The 21,754-nt window shown below is 64.2% G+C and carries 24 protein-coding genes; 20 read left to right on the forward strand and 4 right to left on the reverse strand.

What is annotated here, in order from left to right; all coding sequences use genetic code 11:
* Positions 1-67: 67 nt before the first annotated feature.
* From E4S61_RS03520 to E4S61_RS03535, 4 genes are read left to right on the forward strand one after another with little or no spacing between them, the layout of a single operon-like run.
* Positions 68-1,081 carry a DUF4129 domain-containing protein gene (locus tag E4S61_RS03520; RefSeq protein WP_135302518.1) on the forward strand — a complete coding sequence of 338 codons (1,014 nt, stop codon included), beginning with the start codon at positions 68-70 and terminating at the stop codon, positions 1,079-1,081.
* Positions 1,078-1,851, forward strand: a complete 774-nt coding sequence (locus E4S61_RS03525; protein ID WP_245180556.1) for a DUF7269 family protein — start codon at positions 1,078-1,080, stop codon at positions 1,849-1,851. Before E4S61_RS03520 ends, E4S61_RS03525 begins: the two co-directional genes overlap by 4 nt.
* Positions 1,848-3,203 (forward strand): DUF58 domain-containing protein, encoded by a 1,356-nt coding sequence (locus E4S61_RS03530; protein ID WP_135302519.1) that lies wholly within the window; start codon positions 1,848-1,850, stop codon positions 3,201-3,203. Before E4S61_RS03525 ends, E4S61_RS03530 begins: the two co-directional genes overlap by 4 nt.
* Positions 3,200-4,705 (forward strand): DUF7519 family protein, encoded by a 1,506-nt coding sequence (locus tag E4S61_RS03535; protein ID WP_135302520.1) that lies wholly within the window; start codon positions 3,200-3,202, stop codon positions 4,703-4,705. The genes E4S61_RS03530 and E4S61_RS03535 overlap by 4 nt, the downstream gene beginning before the upstream one ends.
* Positions 4,706-4,736: 31 nt before the next feature.
* On the opposite strand, the gene E4S61_RS03540 is transcribed toward E4S61_RS03535, so the two are convergent.
* A complete protein-coding gene (locus E4S61_RS03540) occupies positions 4,737-4,934 on the reverse strand; it encodes a hypothetical protein (RefSeq protein WP_135302521.1) in 198 nt (65 codons plus the stop codon).
* Positions 4,935-5,069: 135 nt separating this feature from the next.
* Between E4S61_RS03540 and coaBC the strand changes: the two genes are divergently transcribed.
* On the forward strand, positions 5,070-6,227 hold the full coding sequence (coaBC, locus tag E4S61_RS03545; RefSeq protein ID WP_135303271.1) for a bifunctional phosphopantothenoylcysteine decarboxylase/phosphopantothenate--cysteine ligase CoaBC: 1,158 nt from the start codon (positions 5,070-5,072) through the stop codon (positions 6,225-6,227).
* A gap of 127 nt (positions 6,228-6,354) precedes the next feature.
* A complete protein-coding gene (locus tag E4S61_RS03550) occupies positions 6,355-6,678 on the forward strand; it encodes a DMT family transporter (protein ID WP_135302522.1) in 324 nt (107 codons plus the stop codon).
* A 22-nt stretch (positions 6,679-6,700) separates the two neighbouring features.
* Here E4S61_RS03550 and E4S61_RS03555 read toward each other — a convergent pair whose 3' ends face one another.
* Positions 6,701-7,165 (reverse strand): nucleoside deaminase, encoded by a 465-nt coding sequence (locus E4S61_RS03555; protein ID WP_135302523.1) that lies wholly within the window; start codon positions 7,163-7,165, stop codon positions 6,701-6,703.
* Positions 7,166-7,414: 249 nt separating this feature from the next.
* Between E4S61_RS03555 and E4S61_RS03560 the strand changes: the two genes are divergently transcribed.
* The 14 genes from E4S61_RS03560 (at position 7,415) to hpt (ending at position 19,012) form a co-directional block, all read left to right on the forward strand.
* Positions 7,415-8,413, forward strand: coding sequence for a monovalent cation/H+ antiporter subunit E (locus E4S61_RS03560; protein WP_135303272.1), 999 nt, complete (start codon positions 7,415-7,417; stop codon positions 8,411-8,413).
* Positions 8,406-8,681, forward strand: a complete 276-nt coding sequence (locus E4S61_RS03565) for a cation:proton antiporter (protein ID WP_135302524.1) — start codon at positions 8,406-8,408, stop codon at positions 8,679-8,681. The genes E4S61_RS03560 and E4S61_RS03565 overlap by 8 nt, the downstream gene beginning before the upstream one ends.
* On the forward strand, positions 8,678-8,998 hold the full coding sequence (mnhG, locus tag E4S61_RS03570) for a monovalent cation/H(+) antiporter subunit G (protein WP_135302525.1): 321 nt from the start codon (positions 8,678-8,680) through the stop codon (positions 8,996-8,998). Before E4S61_RS03565 ends, mnhG begins: the two co-directional genes overlap by 4 nt.
* Positions 8,995-9,534: a DUF4040 domain-containing protein gene (locus tag E4S61_RS03575; RefSeq protein ID WP_135302526.1), complete on the forward strand. Its 540-nt coding sequence runs from the start codon at positions 8,995-8,997 to the stop codon at positions 9,532-9,534. The genes mnhG and E4S61_RS03575 overlap by 4 nt, the downstream gene beginning before the upstream one ends.
* Positions 9,531-10,007 (forward strand): Na(+)/H(+) antiporter subunit B, encoded by a 477-nt coding sequence (locus tag E4S61_RS03580; protein WP_135302527.1) that lies wholly within the window; start codon positions 9,531-9,533, stop codon positions 10,005-10,007. Before E4S61_RS03575 ends, E4S61_RS03580 begins: the two co-directional genes overlap by 4 nt.
* A complete protein-coding gene (locus E4S61_RS03585) occupies positions 10,004-10,375 on the forward strand; it encodes a cation:proton antiporter subunit C (protein WP_135302528.1) in 372 nt (123 codons plus the stop codon). Before E4S61_RS03580 ends, E4S61_RS03585 begins: the two co-directional genes overlap by 4 nt.
* Positions 10,368-11,900 (forward strand): monovalent cation/H+ antiporter subunit D family protein, encoded by a 1,533-nt coding sequence (locus tag E4S61_RS03590; RefSeq protein WP_135302529.1) that lies wholly within the window; start codon positions 10,368-10,370, stop codon positions 11,898-11,900. Before E4S61_RS03585 ends, E4S61_RS03590 begins: the two co-directional genes overlap by 8 nt.
* Before the next feature lie 2 nt (positions 11,901-11,902).
* Positions 11,903-13,618: a cation:proton antiporter gene (locus E4S61_RS03595; protein WP_135302530.1), complete on the forward strand. Its 1,716-nt coding sequence runs from the start codon at positions 11,903-11,905 to the stop codon at positions 13,616-13,618.
* Positions 13,618-15,408, forward strand: a complete 1,791-nt coding sequence (locus tag E4S61_RS03600; RefSeq protein WP_135302531.1) for a Na(+)/H(+) antiporter subunit D — start codon at positions 13,618-13,620, stop codon at positions 15,406-15,408. The genes E4S61_RS03595 and E4S61_RS03600 overlap by 1 nt, the downstream gene beginning before the upstream one ends.
* A 124-nt stretch (positions 15,409-15,532) precedes the next feature.
* On the forward strand, positions 15,533-16,015 hold the full coding sequence (locus E4S61_RS03605; protein ID WP_135302532.1) for a type IV pilin: 483 nt from the start codon (positions 15,533-15,535) through the stop codon (positions 16,013-16,015).
* Positions 16,016-16,145: 130 nt separating this feature from the next.
* On the forward strand, positions 16,146-16,742 hold the full coding sequence (locus E4S61_RS03610) for a DUF7344 domain-containing protein (RefSeq protein ID WP_135302533.1): 597 nt from the start codon (positions 16,146-16,148) through the stop codon (positions 16,740-16,742).
* Between the two features lie 364 nt (positions 16,743-17,106).
* The gene (locus E4S61_RS03615; protein ID WP_135302534.1) at positions 17,107-17,547 is read left to right on the forward strand and encodes a type IV pilin; all 441 of its coding nucleotides are present in this window, start codon (positions 17,107-17,109) and stop codon (positions 17,545-17,547) included.
* 6 nt (positions 17,548-17,553) lie between these two features.
* Positions 17,554-18,003, forward strand: coding sequence for a type IV pilin (locus E4S61_RS03620; protein ID WP_135302535.1), 450 nt, complete (start codon positions 17,554-17,556; stop codon positions 18,001-18,003).
* Positions 18,004-18,442: 439 nt separating this feature from the next.
* Positions 18,443-19,012, forward strand: coding sequence for a hypoxanthine/guanine phosphoribosyltransferase (gene hpt / locus E4S61_RS03625; protein WP_135302536.1), 570 nt, complete (start codon positions 18,443-18,445; stop codon positions 19,010-19,012).
* Positions 19,013-19,046: 34 nt separating this feature from the next.
* Here hpt and E4S61_RS03630 read toward each other — a convergent pair whose 3' ends face one another.
* Both E4S61_RS03630 and E4S61_RS03635 read right to left on the reverse strand, forming a co-directional pair.
* Positions 19,047-19,478, reverse strand: coding sequence for a hypothetical protein (locus E4S61_RS03630; RefSeq protein WP_135302537.1), 432 nt, complete (start codon positions 19,476-19,478; stop codon positions 19,047-19,049).
* Between the two features lie 858 nt (positions 19,479-20,336).
* Complete coding sequence (locus E4S61_RS03635) at positions 20,337-21,614, reverse strand: RNA-guided endonuclease InsQ/TnpB family protein (RefSeq protein ID WP_135302538.1); 1,278 nt, start codon at positions 21,612-21,614, stop codon at positions 20,337-20,339.
* Between the last annotated feature and the right edge of the window lie 140 nt (positions 21,615-21,754).

Raw genomic sequence — 21,754 nt, forward strand, 5'->3', positions numbered from 1 at the left:
CTGGTCGCTCAAAAACGCCTTCGAACAAGGACAATACTTTAGACTGGTTGGAAAGAAGTCACGAATAGTGCCTTCCAGTCTCATGCGTGCCGCGCTGGCCCTCCTCTGCGCCGGTGCCGTCGTCTACGCGACGGCGTTGTTCCCCGCCGCGCTGGACGTGGGACTCCAGCAGAGCGGCCCCGTCGCCGACGGGCCATCGGCCCCCGCCCCCTCGACCCCGGCTCCCGAACCGACGGCAACGCCGGCCCCAACCGCCGAACCGACAGCCACCCCAGCGGCCGACACCGGCGGCAGTGGTAGTAGTGGTTTCCCCGCCCTCTCGTTCCTCCCACAGCTGCTGGGCTTGCTCACGGTCATGGCGCTCGGCTACGTCGGCTTCCTCGTCGTCCGCGGCAGCGAGGGCTTTGACGGTAGCGGAGTCAGTCTCCCCGGACTCGGATGGCTCTCGATTCCGCGGTGGTTCCCCTTCACGGGGACGCTCCAGCGGATTCCACAACTGACGACGACGGTGTTGCTCGGCGGGGCGGCGGCGCTTTCGAGCGTCGCCGCGGGCGTCGGTAGCGTCGTTCGCGGCGTCGGTGTCGGGCTCGCCGCGGGACTGGGCCCGCTGAGTCGGATGACCGGCCGCTCCCTGGTCGCGCTCCCGAGCGTGCTCGGGACGCTGGCGCTCTCGCCGGGACGTGCGCTCTCGGGGCTGACCGGCAGCGGGCTGCTGACCTCGCTTCGCGGCGGTATCGACCGCCCGGCGTTCCTCGACCGCGACGACCCTACCAACGAGGACCTTCGGTCGACGACCGACACGAGTGCCGACGCTGAGACGCCGGACGAACCCAGCCCGCCGACGATACAGGAGGCGTGGCAGCGACTGACCGCGGCGATTCCGGTAGCGAACCCCGCGGCGACGACGCCCGGCGAGTACGCCCGGAAAGCCGTCGATATCGGGCTTCCGGAAGCCCCAGTGCGGCGGTTGACCGACCTGTTCCGGGCGGTCCAGTATGGCGGCCAGTCGGCTTCGACCACCAGAACGGAGGCGGCCCGAGATGCGCTTTCGAGCATCTTCGACGGCGGTGATGAGCGATGAGCCGAACGGAGACGGTAAGCGAAGAGCCAAGCGCCGACGAGTTCGGGTCGGCCGAGTCTCCCACCGACGGGAAGACGACGGCCGAGCGGGCGATTCGCGGGACGCTCACCGACCGAGCGACCGTCGACGCGACGGTCGAACGCGCGGACGCGGGGCCGCTCTGGCGGGTGCTCACACTCGCTGGCCTCGCGGCCCTCGCGGCGGCTGTCGTCGTCGCCACGGTTCCCGGTCTGCTCCCCACACCGACAGATTCGACCGCTACGGCCACGCTTCGGGCCGCCGCCCCATACGCCGGGGCCGCAGTCGCACTCGTCGGTCTCTACGGTGTCATCAGCCGCGAGAAAACCGGCGAACCAACGCCCGAGACGCCGGTCGAACTCCCGAGTGCGAATCCCGAGACGATGCGCGGTGAGTCTCACTCCGTGGTTGGCGACGACATCGACGACCTCCTCCGGCGCATCGACGGCCGCGTCGACCCGTACAACGGTATCGAGGCGAGCTACGCCGTCGAAGTCCAGCATCGGCTTCGGGAGGCAGTCCTTCGGGCGCTCGTCCGGTACACCGACCGCGACCCCGAGACAGCGGAGGCGGCGGTAGCGAACGGGACGTGGACCGACGACGTGCGCGCGGCGTCTTTCCTCGGTGACCGGGTCGGCGACCCGCCGCTCGCCGTCCAGTTGCGCGACTGGGCCAGCGGCGAGGGGTTTGACCGCAAGGTAGCTGCGACGCTGTCGGAGATTCGCCGACTCCGCGGCGGTGATGCCCGATGACTGATCGACAGCGCGCTCGCCGTGCAGTCGGGCTCTCGGTGGCACTCGTCGCGGGCGCGGCGGGCGTCGCCACCGGCAACGCCGCCATCTTCGTCGCCTCGACGGTCGGACTCGTCTACGCGGCCTACGAGGCGGCGACGCAGGACCCCGAACCGGTCCTGACCGTCGAACGCTCGCTCGAACCGGCCGCGCCGCTTCCCGGCGAGGAAGTCGAAGTGACGGTGACCGTCAGCAACGACGGGCTCGACTATCTCCCGGACGTTCGCGTCGTCGACGGCGTCCCCGAGCGTCTCCGCGTCGTCTCCGGGTCGCCCCGGTTCGGAACGGCCCTCGACGCCGACGACAGTGCGTCCTTTGGGTATACCGTCGAGGCGCGCCGCGGCGACCACCCGTTCGGTGAGACGACGGTGGTCTGTCGCGACCTCACCGGCACCGGCGAGTGCCGCGAGCGAGTGCGCGTCGAGACGACCGTCGAATGTAGCGCCGACATCGAGTCGCTCCCCCTGTCGGCACAGACGCTCCCGCGGGCGGGGCGCGTCCGGACACGGGCGGGCGGCGAAGGCGTCTCGTTCTACGCCATCCGGGAGTACCAGTCGGCCGACCCGATGGCGCGCATCGACTGGAATCGGTTCGCCCGGACGAACGAACTGGCGACAGTCGAGTTCCAGGAGACGGCGGCCGCGAGCGTCGTCCTCCTCGTCGATACGCGAAACCCGGTTTCGCCGCGACCACGCGCGCCCAACGCCGTCCAGTTCGCCGTCTACGCCGCCGAACTGCTCGGGGGGACGCTACTGGCCGAGGACAACCGCGTGGGCGCGGCCACGTTCGACGAGTGTGCGTACCTCCGTCCGGCCACCGACCGCGCACAGCGACGCCGTCTCCGCGAGTTCTTCGGCGACGGCAACGACGAGGGGCCGAGCGACGAGGAGGCCGACAGATTCCTGGCGGGCGTCGAAGACGGCCAGCTGTTCCAGCCTGTCTCTCACCTCGAACAGTACGCAAGCGAGCGCCACGAACCCGGTCACGAGGGCAGTGGGACCGCGACCGACGGTGGCGGTGTCGTCGGGACGCTCGACCGAACGCTTCCCGACGGAGCACAGGTCGTCTTCTGTACGCCGCTGCTCGATGACCGGGCGGCCGACGCCGCGAAGCGACTCGCCGCGTACGGTCACTCGGTGACGGTACTCAGTCCGGACGTGACCACGGACGAGACGCCCGGCGGGGCCCTCGCCGAGTTCGACAGGGCCGAGCGACTTGACGGGCTGCGCGCGAGCGTGCGCGTCGTGGACTGGACGCCGACGGAGCCGCTCGCAAAAGCGCTCTTGCGGGCCGAGTCGGGGTGGTCGGCGTGAGCGGACTCGACAGGCGGCCCGTCCGCTCGACGGCGGCGCTCTCGGGCACGCTGGCCGTCGCGGTGGCGTTGCTGGTCGGTCTCGGCGTCGGCGACCCGCTCACGGTTCTGGTGAGCGTCGGCGGCGCGCTCTCGCTCGCCGGCGGCGTCTGGGCGCTCGACGGCGGATCGAACGCGCGCGTCGCCGGCGGGAGCGTCGCGCTCCTCGTCGGGACGCTGTGTTTCGGTGCAACGCTGTTCCTCGGTGCGGGCACACCCGCGCTGTTCGTCTCCCTCGGTCTCGGATTCGCCGTCACGCTCGTCGTCACCGACGCGACGACCGGGCTGGTCCGAAGCGACTCGTTGGGGACGGCGCTGCGCGAGAGCGGCAACGCACTCCTCGTGGGCATCGTCCTTGCAGTCCTCCTGAACCTCGTGGTCGAGCTCGACCTGCTGACGACGGTCGGTGTCGCCGTACTCGCACTCTCCGTCTCGTCGTCGCTCGTCGCCTTCGTCACGCTGCAGCTCGCGGTACTTGGCGTCCTCGCATTGCTCGACCGAACGGTGCCGATTGTGGACGGCTGGCTTCCCGACCGACCCGACAGCGAGGGACCGCTCGATACGCTAGCCGACGTTGGGACCGCGGCGACCGACGTGCCGAAGTCTCTCTGGGCCGTCCTCGGCCTCGAACTGTTCGTCGCACTGACACCCTTCGGACAGACGCTGTTCGCGCTGTTCCTCGACAGTATTCCCGTCGTCGGACCGGTACTGGAGTTCGCACTCTCGGGTGTCCTCCACGCGTTCGTCGGCCTGGTCGCTGTCGCGCTGGTTGGCATCGTCGCCGCTGACGGTCTCCGCCACTGGGTCGCCGACTGGCTGGGCGACGACCCGGCACGGACGCTGTCGTTGCAGGCTGGCGGGCTGCTGACCGTCGCGCTGGCGCTCGTCGGGACGGCCGTGCTATCGGCGCTCGGCGGCCCGCTTATCGCCGGACCGGACGGCGGCGTGACGGCCGTCGTCGGCCCGGCCGCGGTCATCCTCGGTGCGGTCGTCTCGCTCTTGCTCGTGGCCGGTATCGCGCTGCAGGCCGTCTCGTTGCTCCCCGACACCGGGTTCGTCGCGCCGACGAGCGTCGGGTTCACCGTCGGGAGCGCGCTCCTGTTTCTGTCGACGCTCGGTGCGGCGGAACGTGGCCTGTGGACGCCGCTGGTCGTCGTCGGCGTCGCCGGGGCGTTACTGGTCTGGGACACCGGCGTCCACGCGAGCGGGATCGGCACGCAGCTGGGTCGAGCCGCCGAGTCGACCGACAGCCAGTACGTCCACGTCACCGGGAGCGCCGTCGTCCTCGGCGCTGCCGTCGTCGTCGCGCTCGCTGCGCGGTACCTCCTCGTTCCCGTGCTCGCACCGCCGGTCTCGGCCGAGGCCGCCTGGCGCTCCGTGGTCGCACTCGGTCTCGTCCTCGTGGCGCTGTTGGCGTTCGGTCTCGCACTGACCGTGCGCGAGAAGCGCTCGATTGCCGAGTGAGTCGGGGTTCGTCGGCGCTGTCGAGTGTCGACTATTCCCAGCCGCTGGGACCGACGCCGAGTCGCGTCACGATGGGGCGATACGCGAGGGCGACGACGACGACGATCGCCAACTCGATCCAGAAGCCGACGTCACCGACAGCCGTGCGGACGACTGCGAGGACCAGGAATATCAGGATGAACAGTACGAGGTAGTTGAGCGCGAGTTTCGTCAGTCGATCCGTCTCCATATGCTGCTCTACGAGGTGGGTTCACTCAAACTCTCCCCAACCCTCTTCGGAGCGGCGCTGGTCCGAGACGGTGCTGTCGGCGGCCGGGAACCGAGCGAGGAGAGACTTTTAGGCGGCGACGATGAAGTGAGAGCCATGTTGCAGGGAGTCAACGTCGTGTTGGGGGTCTCGGGCTCCATCGCCGCGGTCAAGACGGTGGAACTGGCCCACGAGTTGCGCCGAGAGGGGGCGAACGTCAGGGCCGTCATGACCGACAGCGCGAGAGGGATCGTCCACCCGTGGGCCGTCGAGTTCGCCACGGAGAACGACGTCGTGACCGAGCTGACCGGGGCCGTCGAACACGTCGACCTCTGTGGCGTCGAGGGCTGGGGTGACGTGCTCTTGCTCGCGCCCGCGACGGCCAACACCGTCGGGAAGGTCGCAGCGGCCATCGACGACACGCCGGTGACGACCTGTGCGACGACGGCACTCGGGGCGGGCGTTCCCGTCGTCGTCGCTCCGGCGATGCACGAACCGATGTACGACCACCCGGGCGTCGCAGACGCCATCGACCGTGTCGCGTCCTGGGGCGTCGCGTTCGTGGACCCGCGAATCGAGGAGGGAAAGGCAAAGATAGCGACCGAGGAGGCCATCGTCACCGCCGTCGGGCGCGCCGCGGGAGACCGGCCGCTCTCCGGAGAGCACGTAGTCGTCACCGCCGGCGCGACCACGGAGTCTGTCGATCCAGTGCGAACGCTCTCGAACCGCGCGTCGGGCCGGACCGGCCGCGCCGTTGCTCGGGCGTGTTACGTCCACGGTGCGGACGTGACGCTGGTCCACGACGGCCCGGATGTCCCCTACGCCGCCGTCGAAGCGGTCGAGTCCGGTGCCGAGATGACCGCCGCCGTCACCGACATCGCGTCCGACGCCGACGCGCTGATCTCGGCGGCCGCCATCTCCGATTACACTGTCTCTGGAGCCGACGAGAAAATAAAGAGCGGCCAGGAGAACCTGACGCTCGAACTCGAACCGACGCCGAAGCTCATCGACACGGTCCGAGAGTCCCACCCCGACCTCCCCATCGTCGGGTTCAAAGTCGAGTCCGCGGGCGACGACGAGACGCTCACCGCCCGCGCCCGCGAACTCCGCAACCGGGTCGGACTCGCGTTCGTCGTCGCCAACGACGCGAGCGTGATGGGCAACGACGAGACGCGTGCGCTGTTCGTCCGCGACGACGCAAGCGAGTACGTCGGCGACAAGCAGGGACTCGGTCTGCGCGTCGCCGAGGAACTGCGAACGACGTTGGACGGGTGAGAAACCGGCGATATGGGCCGCTCATCGCGGTCAGAGCAGCAGCGGCGCTCGTCGATATGCCGATCCGCTGGAGGCGTCGACTCGATACCGAAAGCCATAGTCCGATTAGTGAAGAAGAAGCGACGAGATGTCCTGGCCCCTACTCTTCGTCGCCGGGCTGTTCGAAGTCGGCTGGGCGATCGGTCTCGAGTACTCCGACGGTCTCTCGAAACCGATACCGACCGCGGGAACAGTCCTCTCACTCGTCGTCAGTATGTTGTTACTGGCGAAAGCGGTCCAAGACCTACCAATCGGGACGGCGTATGCCGTGTGGACCGGGATCGGAGCCGTCGGAACCGCGGCGCTCGGTATCGTCCTATTCGACGAGCCGGCGACGAGTGCCCGCCTCCTCTTCATCTCCGTGATCATCTTCGGAATCGTCGGGCTTCACTTCGTCTCTGGAGGGTACTGACGACCGCCGGTAGGCGGCGGTCTCACCAGTCGAACTCCCGGTGAATCCGTCGACCATCTTCGTTCAGAACCGGCCCGACGATATCTGTGATTCCGTCCAGAATCTCCGCGGAGCTAGTCGTCGGCTTGCTGCCGGTGAACTCCGCGATCTCCTCGTGTCCGACGCTGTAGACGACACGACCGAACCCCGCCGTCGCCATCCCGCCGGCGCACATTGGACACGGCTTGGTGCTCGTATACATGACTATCTCCGCGCGCTCGTCGGCGTCGTACTCTCGACACGCGCGATAGGCGAGGTGGAGTTCCGGGTGGCGTCGAATGTCAGCGTCCGTCACCACCCGATTCGAATCGGTCATGACGACGGTATCGTCGCGGACGAGCACCGAGCCGAACGGCTCGTCGCCGCGGGCTGCGGCCTCGCGTGCCAGCTCGAAGGCCTCGCGCATGTGTGTTTCGTGGTCGAAATCGTCGAACTGAGGGAGAGTCATCGCCGTATCGTGGACGGTAAGAGCGCACGATTAATCGAGGTGTCGACTGGGTGGATCATCGTCGCGCGACGACAACCGACGCTGTCCCGGGCAGACCATCCACTGCCGTAATGCGAAATAGTTTTCTCCGTCCCCCGGTTCGTCCCCAACAACGACTGTACCGCCTGCGAAACACACAGACAGGATTCTCACCAAACCACCGTGACTGCATCCGACGCCCGCCGTCTGCTGGTCCCGGTCGACGACTCCGTGACGATGCGAAACACCGTCGCGTACGTCGTCGACGAGGCCCAGTCGGCGGTCACCGACGGCCCGGTCGAACTTCACTTCGTCGCCATCGCCAGTACCCGGTCGGTCGACCCGGACGCCCCAGAAGAACTCGGCGAGGCCGCGGAACTGCTCGAACGCGTCGAAGTGTGGGTCGAAGAGGACTTCGGCGACGGGATTCCGGCAGCCGTTACCGTCGAGACGGCCGTCCTCGGTGCCGACCGCTACCTGTTCAGCCCCGGCGACTACGCGGACGCGATACTCGCGTACGCCGAGGAACACGGTATCGGTCGCATCGTCCTCGACCCCGAGTACAGCCCCGGCGGCGCGACGCCGATGCTGCGCCCCCTGGAGATGGAACTCACACGCGGCAACGTGGACGTGGAGGAAGCGCCCGTCGAACGCCGAGCGCAACCGACCGTCCTCGCTCGGGCGGCGACGCTCTCGAAGTATCTGGCCGTCTTCGGCGCGTCGTATCTCTTCTACATGCTGCTTTCCTCGTGGAAGCCACTGGACTTCGCGACAGGAGCCGTCACCGCGACGCTGGTCGCGGTGTTGCTCGCGCCGGTCGCGTTCAGCCAACAACCTTCCGTTCGTCGGGTCGGTCGACAGCTGGTTCGGATGGTCATCTACGCCCCATATCTGCTGAAGGAGATTGCGGTCGCCAACCTCGAGATCGCGTACGTCGTGCTTCACCCGAGCCTACCCATCGACCCGAAGATCGTCCAACTGCAGGCAGCGGTGTGGGGCGACGCGCCGGTGACGACGCTCGCGAACAGCATCACGCTCACGCCCGGCACGCTGACGGTCAGCGTCACCGACCGGGCGTTCGACATCCACTCGCTGACCGACGGGTCCCGCGAGGACCTCTTCGACGGCGGTCTCGAACGCGCGGTCAGATTCGTCTTCTACGGCCGTGAGGCGGCCGCCATCGCGTCGCCCCGCGAACGTGGTGACGACGGGGAGGGACAGGATGGTTGAGTTCGAACAGGCGCTGCTCGCTGTCGCCGCGGCGTTCGTCATCTTCGCCGTCGTGGCGCTGTACCGCGTCTACGTCGGCCCGACCATCCACGACCGGGTCATCGCGGTCAACGTCATGGGGACCAACACCGTCATCGCTATCGCGCTGGTCTCCGCGGCGTTCGACCAACCCGTCTTCCTGGACGTGGCGTTAGTCTACGCCCTGCTCAACTTCCTGCTCTCGATCGCGTTCTCGAAGTTCAACGTCGAACACGGGGGCGTGCTATGACGCCGGTCGAGTGGGGTATTGTCGGTCTCGCCCTCGTTGGCGCGTTCTTCGGCGGCGTCGCCTCACTTGGCATCCTGCGGCTTCCGGATATCTACACGCGCGCCCACGCGGCCTCGAAGAGCGACACGCTGGGCGCGGTTCTCACCATCGCCGCGGCCGCGCTCGCCCTACAGACGGACCTCTCGACGATCAAGGCCGTCTTCCTCCTCACGTTCATGTTCATCACGAACCCGACGGCGGCCCACGCCATCGCACGAGCGGCACAGGACCAGGGTATCGAACCGTGGACGGTCGAAGACAGGGAGGATGAACGATGACGCTGACACTACTGGAGGGCGCGCTGCTGGTGTTCGTCATCGGCTGTGCCGTCGGTGCGGCCCTGCTGCGGGATACGCTCGCGTCGGTGATGTCCTTCGCTGCCTACAGCCTCGGCGTCTCCATCCTCTGGCTCATCTTACAGGCCCCCGACGTGGGGCTAACGGAGGCCGCGGTGGGCGCGGGCATCATGACCATCCTGTTCCTCTTGGCGCTCGCAAACACCGTCACGCCTGACGCCGACGAACTGTTCGAGTCGCTCAACCTGCGGGCGATGCTGTTCGTCGGCGTCTTCGTCCTCGTGATGGGGGCGACGGTGCCCGCGCTGCCGGCCATCGGCGACCCAACTGCACCGGTCGTCAGTGGCGAGGTCTCCCAGTACTACATCGAGAACGCCTACGAGGAGACACACGTCAAGAACGCCGTGACCGCAGTGCTCGCCGCGTACCGTGGGTTCGACACGCTCGGGGAGGCCGTCGTGGTCTTCGCTGCGGGCGTCGTCGGCCTGTCGGTCCTGCGTCGGGAGGTGTTCGCATGAGCGCCGACGAACAACCCGGTCTCTACGTCGAGAGCACCATCATCATGACGACGGTGCGCGTCGTCGCGCCATTCGTCCTCACCTTCGCCCTGTTCATCATGTTCCACGGCGCGGACACGCCCGGCGGCGGGTTCCAGGGCGGCGTCATCGCCGGGTCGGTCGTGATGATGATCGCCTTCGCCTACGGCATCGAATCGACGCGGCAGTGGGTGGACGCACGAGTGCTGGCGGCGTTGGCCGCCGGCGGCGTCCTCACGTTCGCTGCCATCGGTCTCGGTGCGCTCGCGCTGGGCGGACAGTTCCTCCAGTACGACGAGTATCATTTCCTGTATAAGTACGCGACTAAGTACGGTATCGAACTGGTCGAACTTGGCATCGGTGGCATCGTCGCCAGCGTCGCCATCGGTCTGTTCTTCCTGCTGGCCGCCGGGTTCGCCCAAGCTAATGCCGACCAATCGGAGGAGACAGCATGACGCTCCCGCTCCAACTCGACCTGTTGACGACACACTACAACTACTACGCCGTCGTCGTCTTGCTTGGCATCGGCCTGTACATGCTCGTGGACTCGCCGAACCTCGTGAAGAAGGTCATCGGGATGAACGTCTTCCAGACGGGCATCTTCCTGTTTTTCATCACGTTGGCCTATCGGTCGGGCGGGAACCCGCCGGTCATCACGGAGGGGGGCGGCCCGTACGTCAGCCCGCTCCCGCACGTCCTCATCCTGACGGCTATCGTCGTCGGGGTGAGCCTCACGGCGGTGGCACTCGCGCTCATCGTCCGTATCTACTCGGAGTACGGCACACTCGACGAAGAGACACTGGAGCAACTCTACTATGATTGAGCACCTCCCCGTTCTGTTGGTCGTCTTGCCCATCGTCGGTGGCTCGGTGCCGCTGGTGGCGGGGCTGTTCACCGATCGCGCCGGCTGGCCGTTAGCGACCGTGACGATGCTGGTCCACGCGCCCCTCGCGGGGCTGCTGTGGTGGGCCGTCTGGGATTCCGGCACCATCGAGTACGCCGTCGGCGGCTACGCCGCCCCTTACGGTATCGAACTCGTCGTCGACGGTCTCTCGGCGACGGTCGCCCTGCTCGTGAGCGTCGTCGCCCTCGGCCTGCTGGCGTACGCGCGTCACGCGGGACCGCGCTCGAACACGTTCTTCAGCATGTACCTCCTGCTCGTCACCGGGCTCACGGGGATGACCGTCACCGGCGACGTGTTCAACCTCTACGTCTTCCTCGAAATCACCGGACTGGCCGCCTACGGCCTCGTCGCCAGCGGCCGCGAGGCGAGTTCGGCCGTCGCGGCGCTGAAGTACCTCATCATCGGGACGGTCGGCGCGTCGCTGTACCTGCTTGGCGTCGGCTATCTGCTCGCGGGGACGGGGACGCTGAACATGGCCGACCTCGCCGGCAAACTCGGGTCGACGCTCGACTACGACTCGACGCTCGTGTTGACGGCCTTCGGTCTGATGGTCGGCGGCCTGACGGTGAAGGTGGCGCTGTTTCCGCTTCACACGTGGCAACCCGACGCCTACGCGAACGCGCCCGACACGGTGAGCGCGTTCATCTCGGCGCTCGTCTCGACGGTGTCGGCGTACGCGCTTGCCCGCCTGCTGTTCTCGGTGTTCACGGTCGACTTTCTTACCGAGGTCCCGGCCGCTCGCTGGGCGCTCGTCGGACTGGCGAGCGTGAGTATCGTCGCCGGGAGCGCGCTGGCCGTCTCCCAGAGTAATGTCCAGCGGATGCTCGCGTACTCGTCGGTGTCCCAGTTCGGTCTCGTCGTCGCCGGGTTCACCATCGCTACGCCCGTCGCCGTCGTCGGCGCGACGATTCACCTCGTCGGCCACGCCATCATGAAGGGCGGTCTCTTCGCCGCCACCGGCATCATCGAACGCGACACGGGCGCGACGACGGTCGGCGGCTACGCCGGGATGGGCGCTCGGACGCCGCTGGCCGCCGGCTCCTTCGCCGTGCTGGCGCTGGCGATGGTCGGCGTCCCGCCCGCCATCGGCTTCTTCGGCAAGTGGTACATCGTCGTCGGAGCCGTCGAGTCGGGCCTCTGGCCCGTCGTCGTCGTTCTGCTCGCGAGTACGCTCCTTACCTTGGCGTACTTCGCGCGACTCGTCGAGCGGCTCTACTTCGCCGAACCGACCATCCGCGAGGGCGAGGAGCCTGCCGTCGCCGACGGCGGTGAGGGGACCGGGGGCTCTCGATCCTCGTCTGGCTACCGGACAGACGGCGGCGAGAGCGTCTCGACGGGGATGGTGGCTGTCGTCGTCGTCGCCGCCGCCCTCTCGATCGCGCTCATCGCGGGCGTGCCAGTACTGGATAGCCTCCTGAACGAGACGCTCCCCCCACTACTCTAACGATGACCGAAGTCGCCTCACTCCGACCGCTGCTCGCCGTGCTCGTCTCGGCCGTCGCTATCCCCGTCATCCTCGGCCTGAAATCGCGTCCCAACGTCCGTGAGGGCGTGACGCTCACCGTCGCCCTGGCGAAGTTCGCCATCGTCGCCAGCATGGTCCCCGCCGTCCTCGGTGGCGACCAGTTCCGCGTCGCGCTGGGCGAGTTCGGCAACGGCCTCACCTTTGCCCTCGAAGCGGACGCGCTGGGCATCCTCTTCGCCCTGCTCGCCAGTTTGCTGTGGATCGTGACGAGTTTCTACAGCATCGGCTACATGCGCGGACTGGACGAACACGCACAGACGCGCTACTTCGCCTCCTTCGCGGCAAGTCTCGCCTCCGCCATCGGCGTCGCCTTCGCCGCCAACCTGCTCACGCTCTTTCTCTTCTACGAGCTACTGACGGTCTCGACGTACCCGCTGGTGACTCACGACGAGACCGAGGAGGCCCGCGCCGCCGGTCGGAAGTACCTCGCGTACACCTTCGGCGGCGGCGTCGCGGTGCTGGGCGGGAGCGCTATCGTCTTCTTCCTGACGGGGACGACGGCGTTCGCGCCCGGTGGGATCGCGGACTTGGCGACTGCGGACCCGGTGCTCGCTCGCGCCGCGTTCGCGCTCCTGGCCGCCGGGTTCGGCGTGAAGGCGGCGCTGATGCCGGTCCACTCGTGGCTGCCCGACGCGATGGTCGCGCCGACGCCCGTCTCGGGCCTGCTTCACGCCGTCGCCGTCGTCAAGAGCGGAATCTTCGGTCTCGCTCGCGTCGTCCTGGACGTCTATGGAACCGACCTCATGCGAGACCTCGGCGTCAACCTCCCGCTTGCGGCCGTCGCTGCCTTCACGCTCCTGACCGCGAGCGTCATCGCGCTCAGACAGGACAACCTGAAGCGTCGGCTGGCGTACTCGACGATCAGCCAGCTCTCCTACATCGTCCTCGGGTTGGCGCTCTTAGAGGGCGACGCACTCGTCGGCGGGTTGCTCCACATCCCCGCTCACGCGTTCATGAAGCTCACGCTGTTCTTCTGTGCTGGCGCGATTCACGTCGAGACACACACCGACGACATCAGCGACATGGCCGGTATCGGCAGGCGGATGCCGCTGACGATGACCGCTTTCGGCGTCGCGGCCGCCGGGATGGCCGGCATTCCACTCGTGGCGGGGTTCGTCAGCAAGTGGTACCTCGTCATCGGGGCGCTGAACATGGAGAGCGGCGGGCTGATCTTCGCCGGCGCACTGCTGGTCTCGGGCGTACTCAACATCGCGTACTTCTGGCCCATCGTCTATCAGGCGTTCTTCGAGACGCCCGAAGGACACGACGAGAAGCCGCTCGTCGAGGAACCAATCGGCGGCCGATACGCGCTCCAACCGGACGGCGGCGACGCCGAGACGGTCGATTCACTCCGAGCGCAGGGTGACGAGGAAGACGAGGAAGACGAGGAAGTTCCGAAACCGGAACACGTCGACCACCTCGGGAAGCGCCACGAGGGCGAAGACAACCACGGTGGTCCGCCAGCGACCGGGTGGGACCAGCGTAACTGGGTGGGCAGCGAGAGCACGTGGTTCATGCTCGGGCCGATTCTGACGGCGGCGACGCTGTCGCTGCTGTTGGGAATCGTCCCGAACGCTGTCGTCTTCCTCCAAATCGTGACCGAAGTCGTCGGGAACCTCCCGGGGGTGACGCTCTGATGGCGGCCCTTCTGACGACGATCCCGCCGGTGGCGCTCTTACTGCCGGTGGCGATACTCGTTGCCATGTTGCCACGCCGGAGCGGGCACGCCCTCGGCGTCCTCGCGGCCGCGCTGGCGACGGCGTGGGTGTGGTTCGTCCCAGAGGGTGCACACCTCCAGACGACGTTCCTCGGGTTCGAGGCCGTCCTGTTCAACGTCGACGACTTCTCGCGGCTGATGGGGCTCATCTTCGGTCTCATCGCCGCCGTCGCGGTGTTGTACTCCTACGCCAGTGACGCCGACAGCGTCCAGACCGGCTTCGCGCTCTCGTACGTGGCGACGAGCTTCGGGGCCGTCTTTGCCGGCGACTGGCTCACGTTGCTGTTCTTCTGGGAGCTGATGGCCGTCACCAGCACGCTGTTGGTGTGGTACTACGGCGGTAAGGCGGTTCGGGCGGGGTTCCGCTACGCGCTCTTTCACGGCATCGGCGGGACACTTCTGATGGCCGCGATTCTCCAGACGTACGTGGTGAAGGGAACGTTCCTGTTCCACTCGGTGCCCGGCGGTCCCGAGACGGCGGGCATCGCTGCGGGCCTGCCCGCGGCGCTGGCCGCAATCGGCATCGGCGTCAACGTCGGCTTCATCGGCCTGCACGCGTGGCTGCCCGACACGTACCCGCGTCCGCACGTCGCCGCCAGCGTCTTCCTCTGCGTGTTCACCACGAAGACCGGCGTCTACGGCATGTACCGGGCGTTCCCCGAGGGCCACGTCGCCATCGCGTACATGGGTGGCGGGATGGCCGTCTTCGGCGCGACGTTCGCGCTGTTCCAGAACGACATGCGCCGCCTGCTCTCCTATCACATCCAGTCGCAGGTCGGCTACATGATCGCCGGCGTCGGCATCGGCGGTGCCCTCGGACAGGCCGGCGCGTTCGCCCACGTGTTCAACCACATCCTGTATAAGGGCCTGCTGTTCATGACCGCGGGCGTCGTCATCTACCGAACCGGTCAGGAGAGCCTGAAGAAACTCGGCGGCCTCTGGCGGGAGATGCCCCTCACCGCGGGTGCGTTCTCCGTCGCGGCGCTCTCCATCGCTGGCTTCCCGGGCTTCAACGGCTTCGTCAGCAAGGGCATCGTCATCTCGGCGAGCCACTATCACTTCTCGAAGGGACCGCTACCCATCGGCGAGTTCTACACGCTCGAATGGCTGCTCCTACTCGGTGGCGTCGGCACGTTCATGTCGTTCATCAAGTTCGGCTACTACGCCTTCTTCCACGGCGAGTACGAGGGAAGCGTCCCCGACGCCAACCGCTTACAGAGCGTCGCCATGCTCTCCGTTGCGGCGCTGTGTATCGCCTACGGCGTCTTCGACGGCGCGCTGTTCAGTCTCCTGCCCTTCGACGTGACCGACGGCGACGTGGTCTCGCACGTCTATCACACCTACACCGTCGCCCACATCGTCGAAGGGGTCGCGCTCGCCGTCCTTGGACTGATCGGCTTCGCGGTGACGAAGAAACCCCTCTCGAAGCTCGGCCGTGTCCCCGACATCGACTCGCTGTACAACCCGGGAGTGTTCTACGGGATGCGGGCGCTGGTCGTCGGCGTCACCGAACTGTACGCCGCGGTCGACCGGCTCGCGGTGACCGCCGCGGGCGCGTTCACCGGCGCGGTCGCCAACCCCGACGCCCTCTACGAGCGCATCGTCACGAACGATAGCGAGGAACGCAACCATCCACTCCGAGCGGGGATCGGCCTCAGCATCCTCGTCCTCGCCGTGTTCGTTACGCTGGCCCTACTGCTGTTGCCGTAGTCTCCACCTCGTTCGTGGGGGTATTTTCACAGCAGATAATTGGTGCTGTAGGTTTATGTACTGGCGCAGGTTTTGCTTCGCTAAGGACACTGCCGGGCTCCCCGGCACGTTCCGGAGACAAACGATGGATATCAAACGACTCATCAACGACGACGACGCGGTGTCGCCGGTCATCGGCGTCATCCTGATGGTGGCCATTACGGTCATCCTCGCAGCAGTCATCGCAACGTTCGTTCTCGGCCTCGGCGAGAACCTCAGCAACACCGCCCCGCAAGCGAGCTTTGGCTTCGATTACGAGAAGCAGCCCGGCCCAAAAGGATGGAACGATTCGCAGGATGGAGACGGAACGCTAACTGTCACCCATGACGGTGGAGACAGCATCAACGCCGAAAACTTGCACATTAAAGGGTCTCAGGACGATGGAGCTTGGGACGTGATAACGGGTGAGAACGTTACGACCGCACAGCACAGCACTGGTGCGAGTATTAGTGCAGGGACTAGTATAAAAGTCAACGTTGCCAACTCGGATACTGTTCGCGTGGTCTTCGAATCAAGCGAGGGCGGTAGTTCCGCCACCCTCTCGAAGTGGTCCGGTCCGAGCGCCTAAACCAATCTTCGCATTTCTTTTCGCCCGCGAATGACCCACAGCTACGCGACCCTACCGATTAATAAGGTCGGCTTATATCTGTGAGACACATGGCACGGCCGGCTCTGGCGGGGCGGGGGAGGACACACCGATGAGCCAGCAGACGAGGTCTCCAATCGCGACGGAAACCGACCCGCTCTCAAAGGGCGAGATTTTCGACGTGCTCCAGAACGAGCGTCGGCGCTACGTCCTCCAGTATCTCAGAGAGCACGGCGGGCCGATCGAACTCGGTGACCTCACTTCGGAGGTAGCGTCGATGGAGTACGACTGCGACTGTGCGGACGTTTCCAGCGCGCAGCGCAAGCGCGTCTACACCACGCTCCAGCAGACGCACCTGCCGCGGATGGCCGAGGCGGGCATCGTCGAGTACGACCCCGACGACGGCGTGGTCACGACGACGGCTCAGACGGAGGAGTTGACCGTCTATCTGGAGGTCGTCCCCAGCGGCGAGTTCCCGTGGCGGGAGTACTATCTCTCGCTGGGGGCTGTCAGTCTCGCCGTCGTAGTGGTGCTGTGGGCCGGCGTCTATCCGTTCACCCTCATCCCGCCGCTCGTCTGGGCGACGGTGATGGCCGTCCTTCTCACAGTCTCTGCGCTGTATCACACCTTCCTCGGCCGCGAGATGACCCTCACCGAGTTCGCCAACTCCCGCAACGAGAGCGAGGCAGCCGACGAGGACGAGGACTGAGCGATGATCCGCCGCCGAAATCAACGCTGAGAATACTATATAGCGTACAGTTTTCTCCCTATGGAGATACCGCTCGTCGCGCGCCCGGATGAGAGATGTCAGCGGGTCGCCGCTACATCGTCCGCTCTAAACCGCCGATCTTGTCAATCTAGAGCTAGATTCGCTCGCAGACCGGTTTTCGGCAATACAGCCCGGTCTTGAAGGGTTTCAAGCCGGTCTTGAGGACGTGAAACGTAGTGTGGGTATAAGTGTACCAGCAACATGAAGATGAGACAGCACACCTCCGCGAGCGCGGGTCCACTCCATAAGGTGGGGTTAACCGGAACCTACCGCTCGTACACACACGGTGTGTGGGAAACCAACGATGGATATCAAGCAACTCATCAACGACGACGACGCTGTCTCGCCGGTTATCGGGGTTATCCTGATGGTAGCGATTACCGTCATCCTCGCAGCCGTCATCGCGTCGTTCGTCCTCGGACTCGGCGACCAGGCACAGCAAACGACACCGCAAGCCAGCTTCTCGTGGGATTATGACTCATCTTCGAGTGACGTAACAATTACACACGATGGTGGGGACTCAATTGAGGTTCAAGAGATCTATATCCGTGGCGAGTTCGGTAGCACGGGTGATAGCGCAGCTACGTGGGGGAATTGGAGCACCCTCGGAGCAACCGATGATGTAAGTGCTGGTAACAGTATTGACGTTGGTGCTGAGTCAAGTTACGATCTCCGTGTAGTCTATGAAACTACCGAAGGAGATAGCTCTGCAACGCTCTCACAAGACTCCGGGCCTGACGCCTGAAGAACAATGGATATCAAGCAACTCATCAACGACGACGACGCTGTCTCGCCGGTTATCGGGGTCATCCTGATGGTCGCGATTACCGTCATCCTCGCAGCCGTCATCGCGTCGTTCGTCCTCGGACTCGGCGACCAAGCACAGCAAACGACACCGCAAGCCAGCTTCTCATTCGACTACGAGAAAGATAGTGGAGCAAGTAATGATGGATATCTCGATATTACTCACGATGGTGGAGATTCTATCTCAACTGAAGAAGTATATATCCGGGGTAGTGGTGTGAATACCACTGACAAATGGTCGAATATCGGAAGTTCCACAGCTACTAGTGGCGAAGTTAAAGCTGGGAATTCCTTAACTTTGGACGCAAGCAATGACTACGATATCAGAGTCGTCTACGAATCGCAGGAAGGCGACAATTCTGCAACCCTCAGCAAGGACTCCGGCCCTCAAGCCTAATCGACTAATCCCTTTCTACATTTTTCCCGCCGAACAGCGGTAGCACTAACCCGAGAAACGCATCTCGAACAGTTCACTAACAGCCAAAAAGCCCCGGACCAGTTTCACTCCCGCGACTCGCTGTGCGCTTCCCTCGCTCACTACGCTCGCTCGGTGCAGTGCTTACGTTGTCGGGGTTCGTGCAACTGGTCGCCCCTTTCAGTCCCGCCCGGTGACTTACCTTCGGGGTGGGACTGAAAGGGGCTGGACGCTCGCTTCGCTCGGTGCTTTCTTCGTCTCACTCGGCGAGCGTCCGGGGGCTTTCTGGCTGTTCTCGGTGTTGCCAGTCGCTTCGTCACTTTCTGAACCAGATTCTGCTAACGAAACCCGCCAACCAACAGACCCACCCATTGCTAGTCGCTGACGACGATTTTTTGTAGGCCCTCGCAGTACCGACAGCATGGACCTGCTCAAGGAGTCCTTGCTCGATGCGCCGATCATCGAAAAGGACGGCTATCACTACTTCGTCCATCCGATCAGCGACGGCGTGCCGATGTTGCGCCCCGAACTGCTTCGGGAGATCGTCATCAAGATCATCCGCAAGGCAGAGCTCGAAGACGTCGACAAGATCGTCACCCCGGCGGCGATGGGCATCCACCTCTCGACGGCCGTCTCGCTGATGACCGACATCCCGCTGGTCGTCGTCCGCAAGCGCCAGTACGGCTTAGAGGGCGAGGTGGCGCTCTCGCAGGTCACCGGCTACTCCGAGAACGAGATGTACGTCAACGACGTCTACGAGGGCGACCGCGTGCTCGTCCTCGACGACGTGCTCTCGACGGGCGGGACGCTCGCGGCGCTGACCGGCGCGCTCGAAGACATCGGCGCGGACATCCGCGATATCGTCTGTGTCATCAAGAAGGCCGACGGCGAGAACAAACTCGACGAGGCCGGTTATCACGCCAAGACGCTCATCAACGTCCGCGTCGAGGATGGCGAAGTCGTCATCGTCGACGAACACGGCGACGACTGAGGGTGGGCGGTCCCATCGGCGGCCTCACTACTCATCAACACCCGTACCACGGATCTATGCTCGTCTCACGGACCCAAAGGCCGACATCTTTTCCCTCACACTGCAAGTCCGTATCGGGGTCGTATTCCCAGATATTGCTGCGCCCGTCGGGCGTGAAGGCGCGGATAGTCGCCGGTCGTGTATCGATACCCGCCGACTCGTCGGCGTGGCCTGCGTCGAGTTCGTAGACTCGACTGAACAAGATTGCACCGTCCGTATCTTCGATTCTGATGGCGACGGTCACGGGCCGGTCGGTCTCGTTAACGGGGATGATCTCGATGGTGTCACCTTCGCCACCCGAGTCCGTCTCGGAAACGAACCCACAGCCGGCGGTCACGTTTGTGGAACCGACACCGAGGGCAGCGAGAAATCTCCGTCGCGTCGTTGTCGCTGAGTTGGGGAGGGCGGCAGCATTTGCGGAGGACATCGGTCTATCGATGTGTCGAAGGAGTGGTACGTGAATCTTCGTACTGATATGATGGATAGCACTTGGCGTTGAGAGGTAGAGTTGAACCCCGGGAACGGCCTACCGCTCGGTGTTATTCAATCGAACTCTTCCAGATGAATCCGTCGCTCGCCGTTCATTCGCTCTCACTTCGGTAACCGCGATTCATACGACGGTCATCGGAGTCCGAGTTCGGCTGCTCTGCGCACGCAGGTTTCTATACCGAGCGATCTTAGTCGCTATTGGCTACGATCTGCTGATACGCTCCATCGTGACCGCTCGTTCGTCCCAACCTTGGAAATTCGCCCCGCCAAAGAGCATTGCAGGAGCAAATCTGCGACTAGGTGAGGTGACTTCAGCGAAACGAGACTCGTCACAACAGTTGGCGAAACCTCGGCTGACTGGGCTACAGTGCGTTCTAAGTGCAGTTCTCGCTCGTAGTTAAGAACGTCACACCGAGTAGAACGAGACCGATCTCAGAGATGTTGGTTCAAAACTGTCTCCAACCTTGGCACAGTGTGGCGGTTTGCCTAACCTTGGAACGTATCCAGTATTTGGGAGGTAGCTATCCCCGAGGGACTCGATGCCGCGTTCCGCTCTCGAGACATCCATTTACTGCCGGCGATAGTATCACCTACCAGTCCTTGCATAGACATCGAGAGTCTACCTTCGATACTCTATTTTCATCTCTCTAATAGCGGGGAATCTCGGAATGTTGGACGGTGAGATTCAGTTATTAGCGATTATATGGCATCAGGAGGTGATAGTTCACAATCAGCCGACGCACAGAAGTAGCGGGAGGTGAACTGCCCCGAATTATAGCCCGGGACTTCCCGTGGATTACTTTGACACACCCACGCTGCCATCGGTATGGTGGCCTCGAACGGCATCGTGGGTCACGGCCGGGGCGTTCACGGCCCCCGATGCCTGCCGTCGCATCTTCCTCACTGTGGGAAGGCTATTGAGAGCAGGCACATTCCAATTTTGATGCTTCTCGATTCCTTTCACGGCGATATTGACGCTTGCACTACGGTCACTGTGATCTTGGTGTTTGCACGACCGGCATTTGAACCGCTTCTTGTTGCGATTCGCTCGTTCGGTATGCTCGCACATCGGACATCGTTGACTTGTGTACTCGGGATTAATCCACGCAGTCGGAATTCCCGCAAACGATGCCTTGTACGTGGTATAGAACTGGAGTGCACGGAACGGAAGGTGGTGCAAGCGTCGGTTCATTCGAGTGCCGTAGTCGATCGATTCACGCATCTCTTTGAGGTCTTCAAAGACGATGCACGGTTTCTCGAATTGGTGGCTCCACTCCACGATATGTCGAGAGATCTTGTGGAGTCGGTCACGGACGAACCGTCTCTCGCGGCCTTCCAGAACCGTGTGGATGCTGTCTTTCCTCGCCTTCTGGATACGTTTTCGTATCGTGAAGTATCGATGGCGTTCAAACTTGATTTCGGGGAAGTCGATAACTAGCGTGTCTTCGACGCCATCCGCAGAGAGTGCGGTGAGTGCGACGTTGTCTTCATTGACATCTACGCCGACGATCGTCTGTGAGTTCTGCTTATCGCGAACGCGCTTCTCGGTGTTTGTGACGTTGACGTGTAACTCGGGGTTGCCGTCGCACCAGAGAGTTTCAGCGGTGGTTAGCTTCCACTCGTCACTCGTGAGCGCGGTCTTGAGGATATCAAGCTGAGCATCGTTGCCTTTCAGGATGCCTTCGATATGCTTGTAGGGTTTCGCGCTGATTCGGAATGCCACCTCACCAGCACTAGTGAGCGACAGGTCGTACCCCTCTTCGTAGTTTGCCCGAAGCGGGTACGCGCCGTCTTTGGTATGACTCGGCTGGCCGAAGTCGTCGTGCTCGTAGTAGTTCTTCATCGCCGCAAGCGCTTTGGCGACGATACGCTGCGTCGTATTTTTCACAAGATCGGCGTCGTCTGCTACACGGTCTGGAATCGCTTGCCATTCTACGCCCTGTTTAGCGAGCCGAATCGTCTCGTTGTAGACCGCTCTGGCTTCAAGCACAGCATCGTATATCAGATCCTCATTGCCGCTTTCGACGTCGAGCTGGAATACCAACGTCTTCGTTAGTCTATTTGAGCCGAGCATCGGTCCTCACCCAAGTCACAGAGTTCGCTGCCGTGGTAACTCGCCGCTAGCTGAGTGATCTGATACTTCCTCGTTACCGGCAGTTCTCCCACAAGGAAGCATCTGCTCGTTATCGTACTTAAACGCAAGCGTGCTGTTTC

Source organism: Haloarcula amylovorans (assembly GCF_004681185.1).
Classification (GTDB): Archaea; Halobacteriota; Halobacteria; order Halobacteriales; family Haloarculaceae; genus Haloarcula; species Haloarcula amylovorans.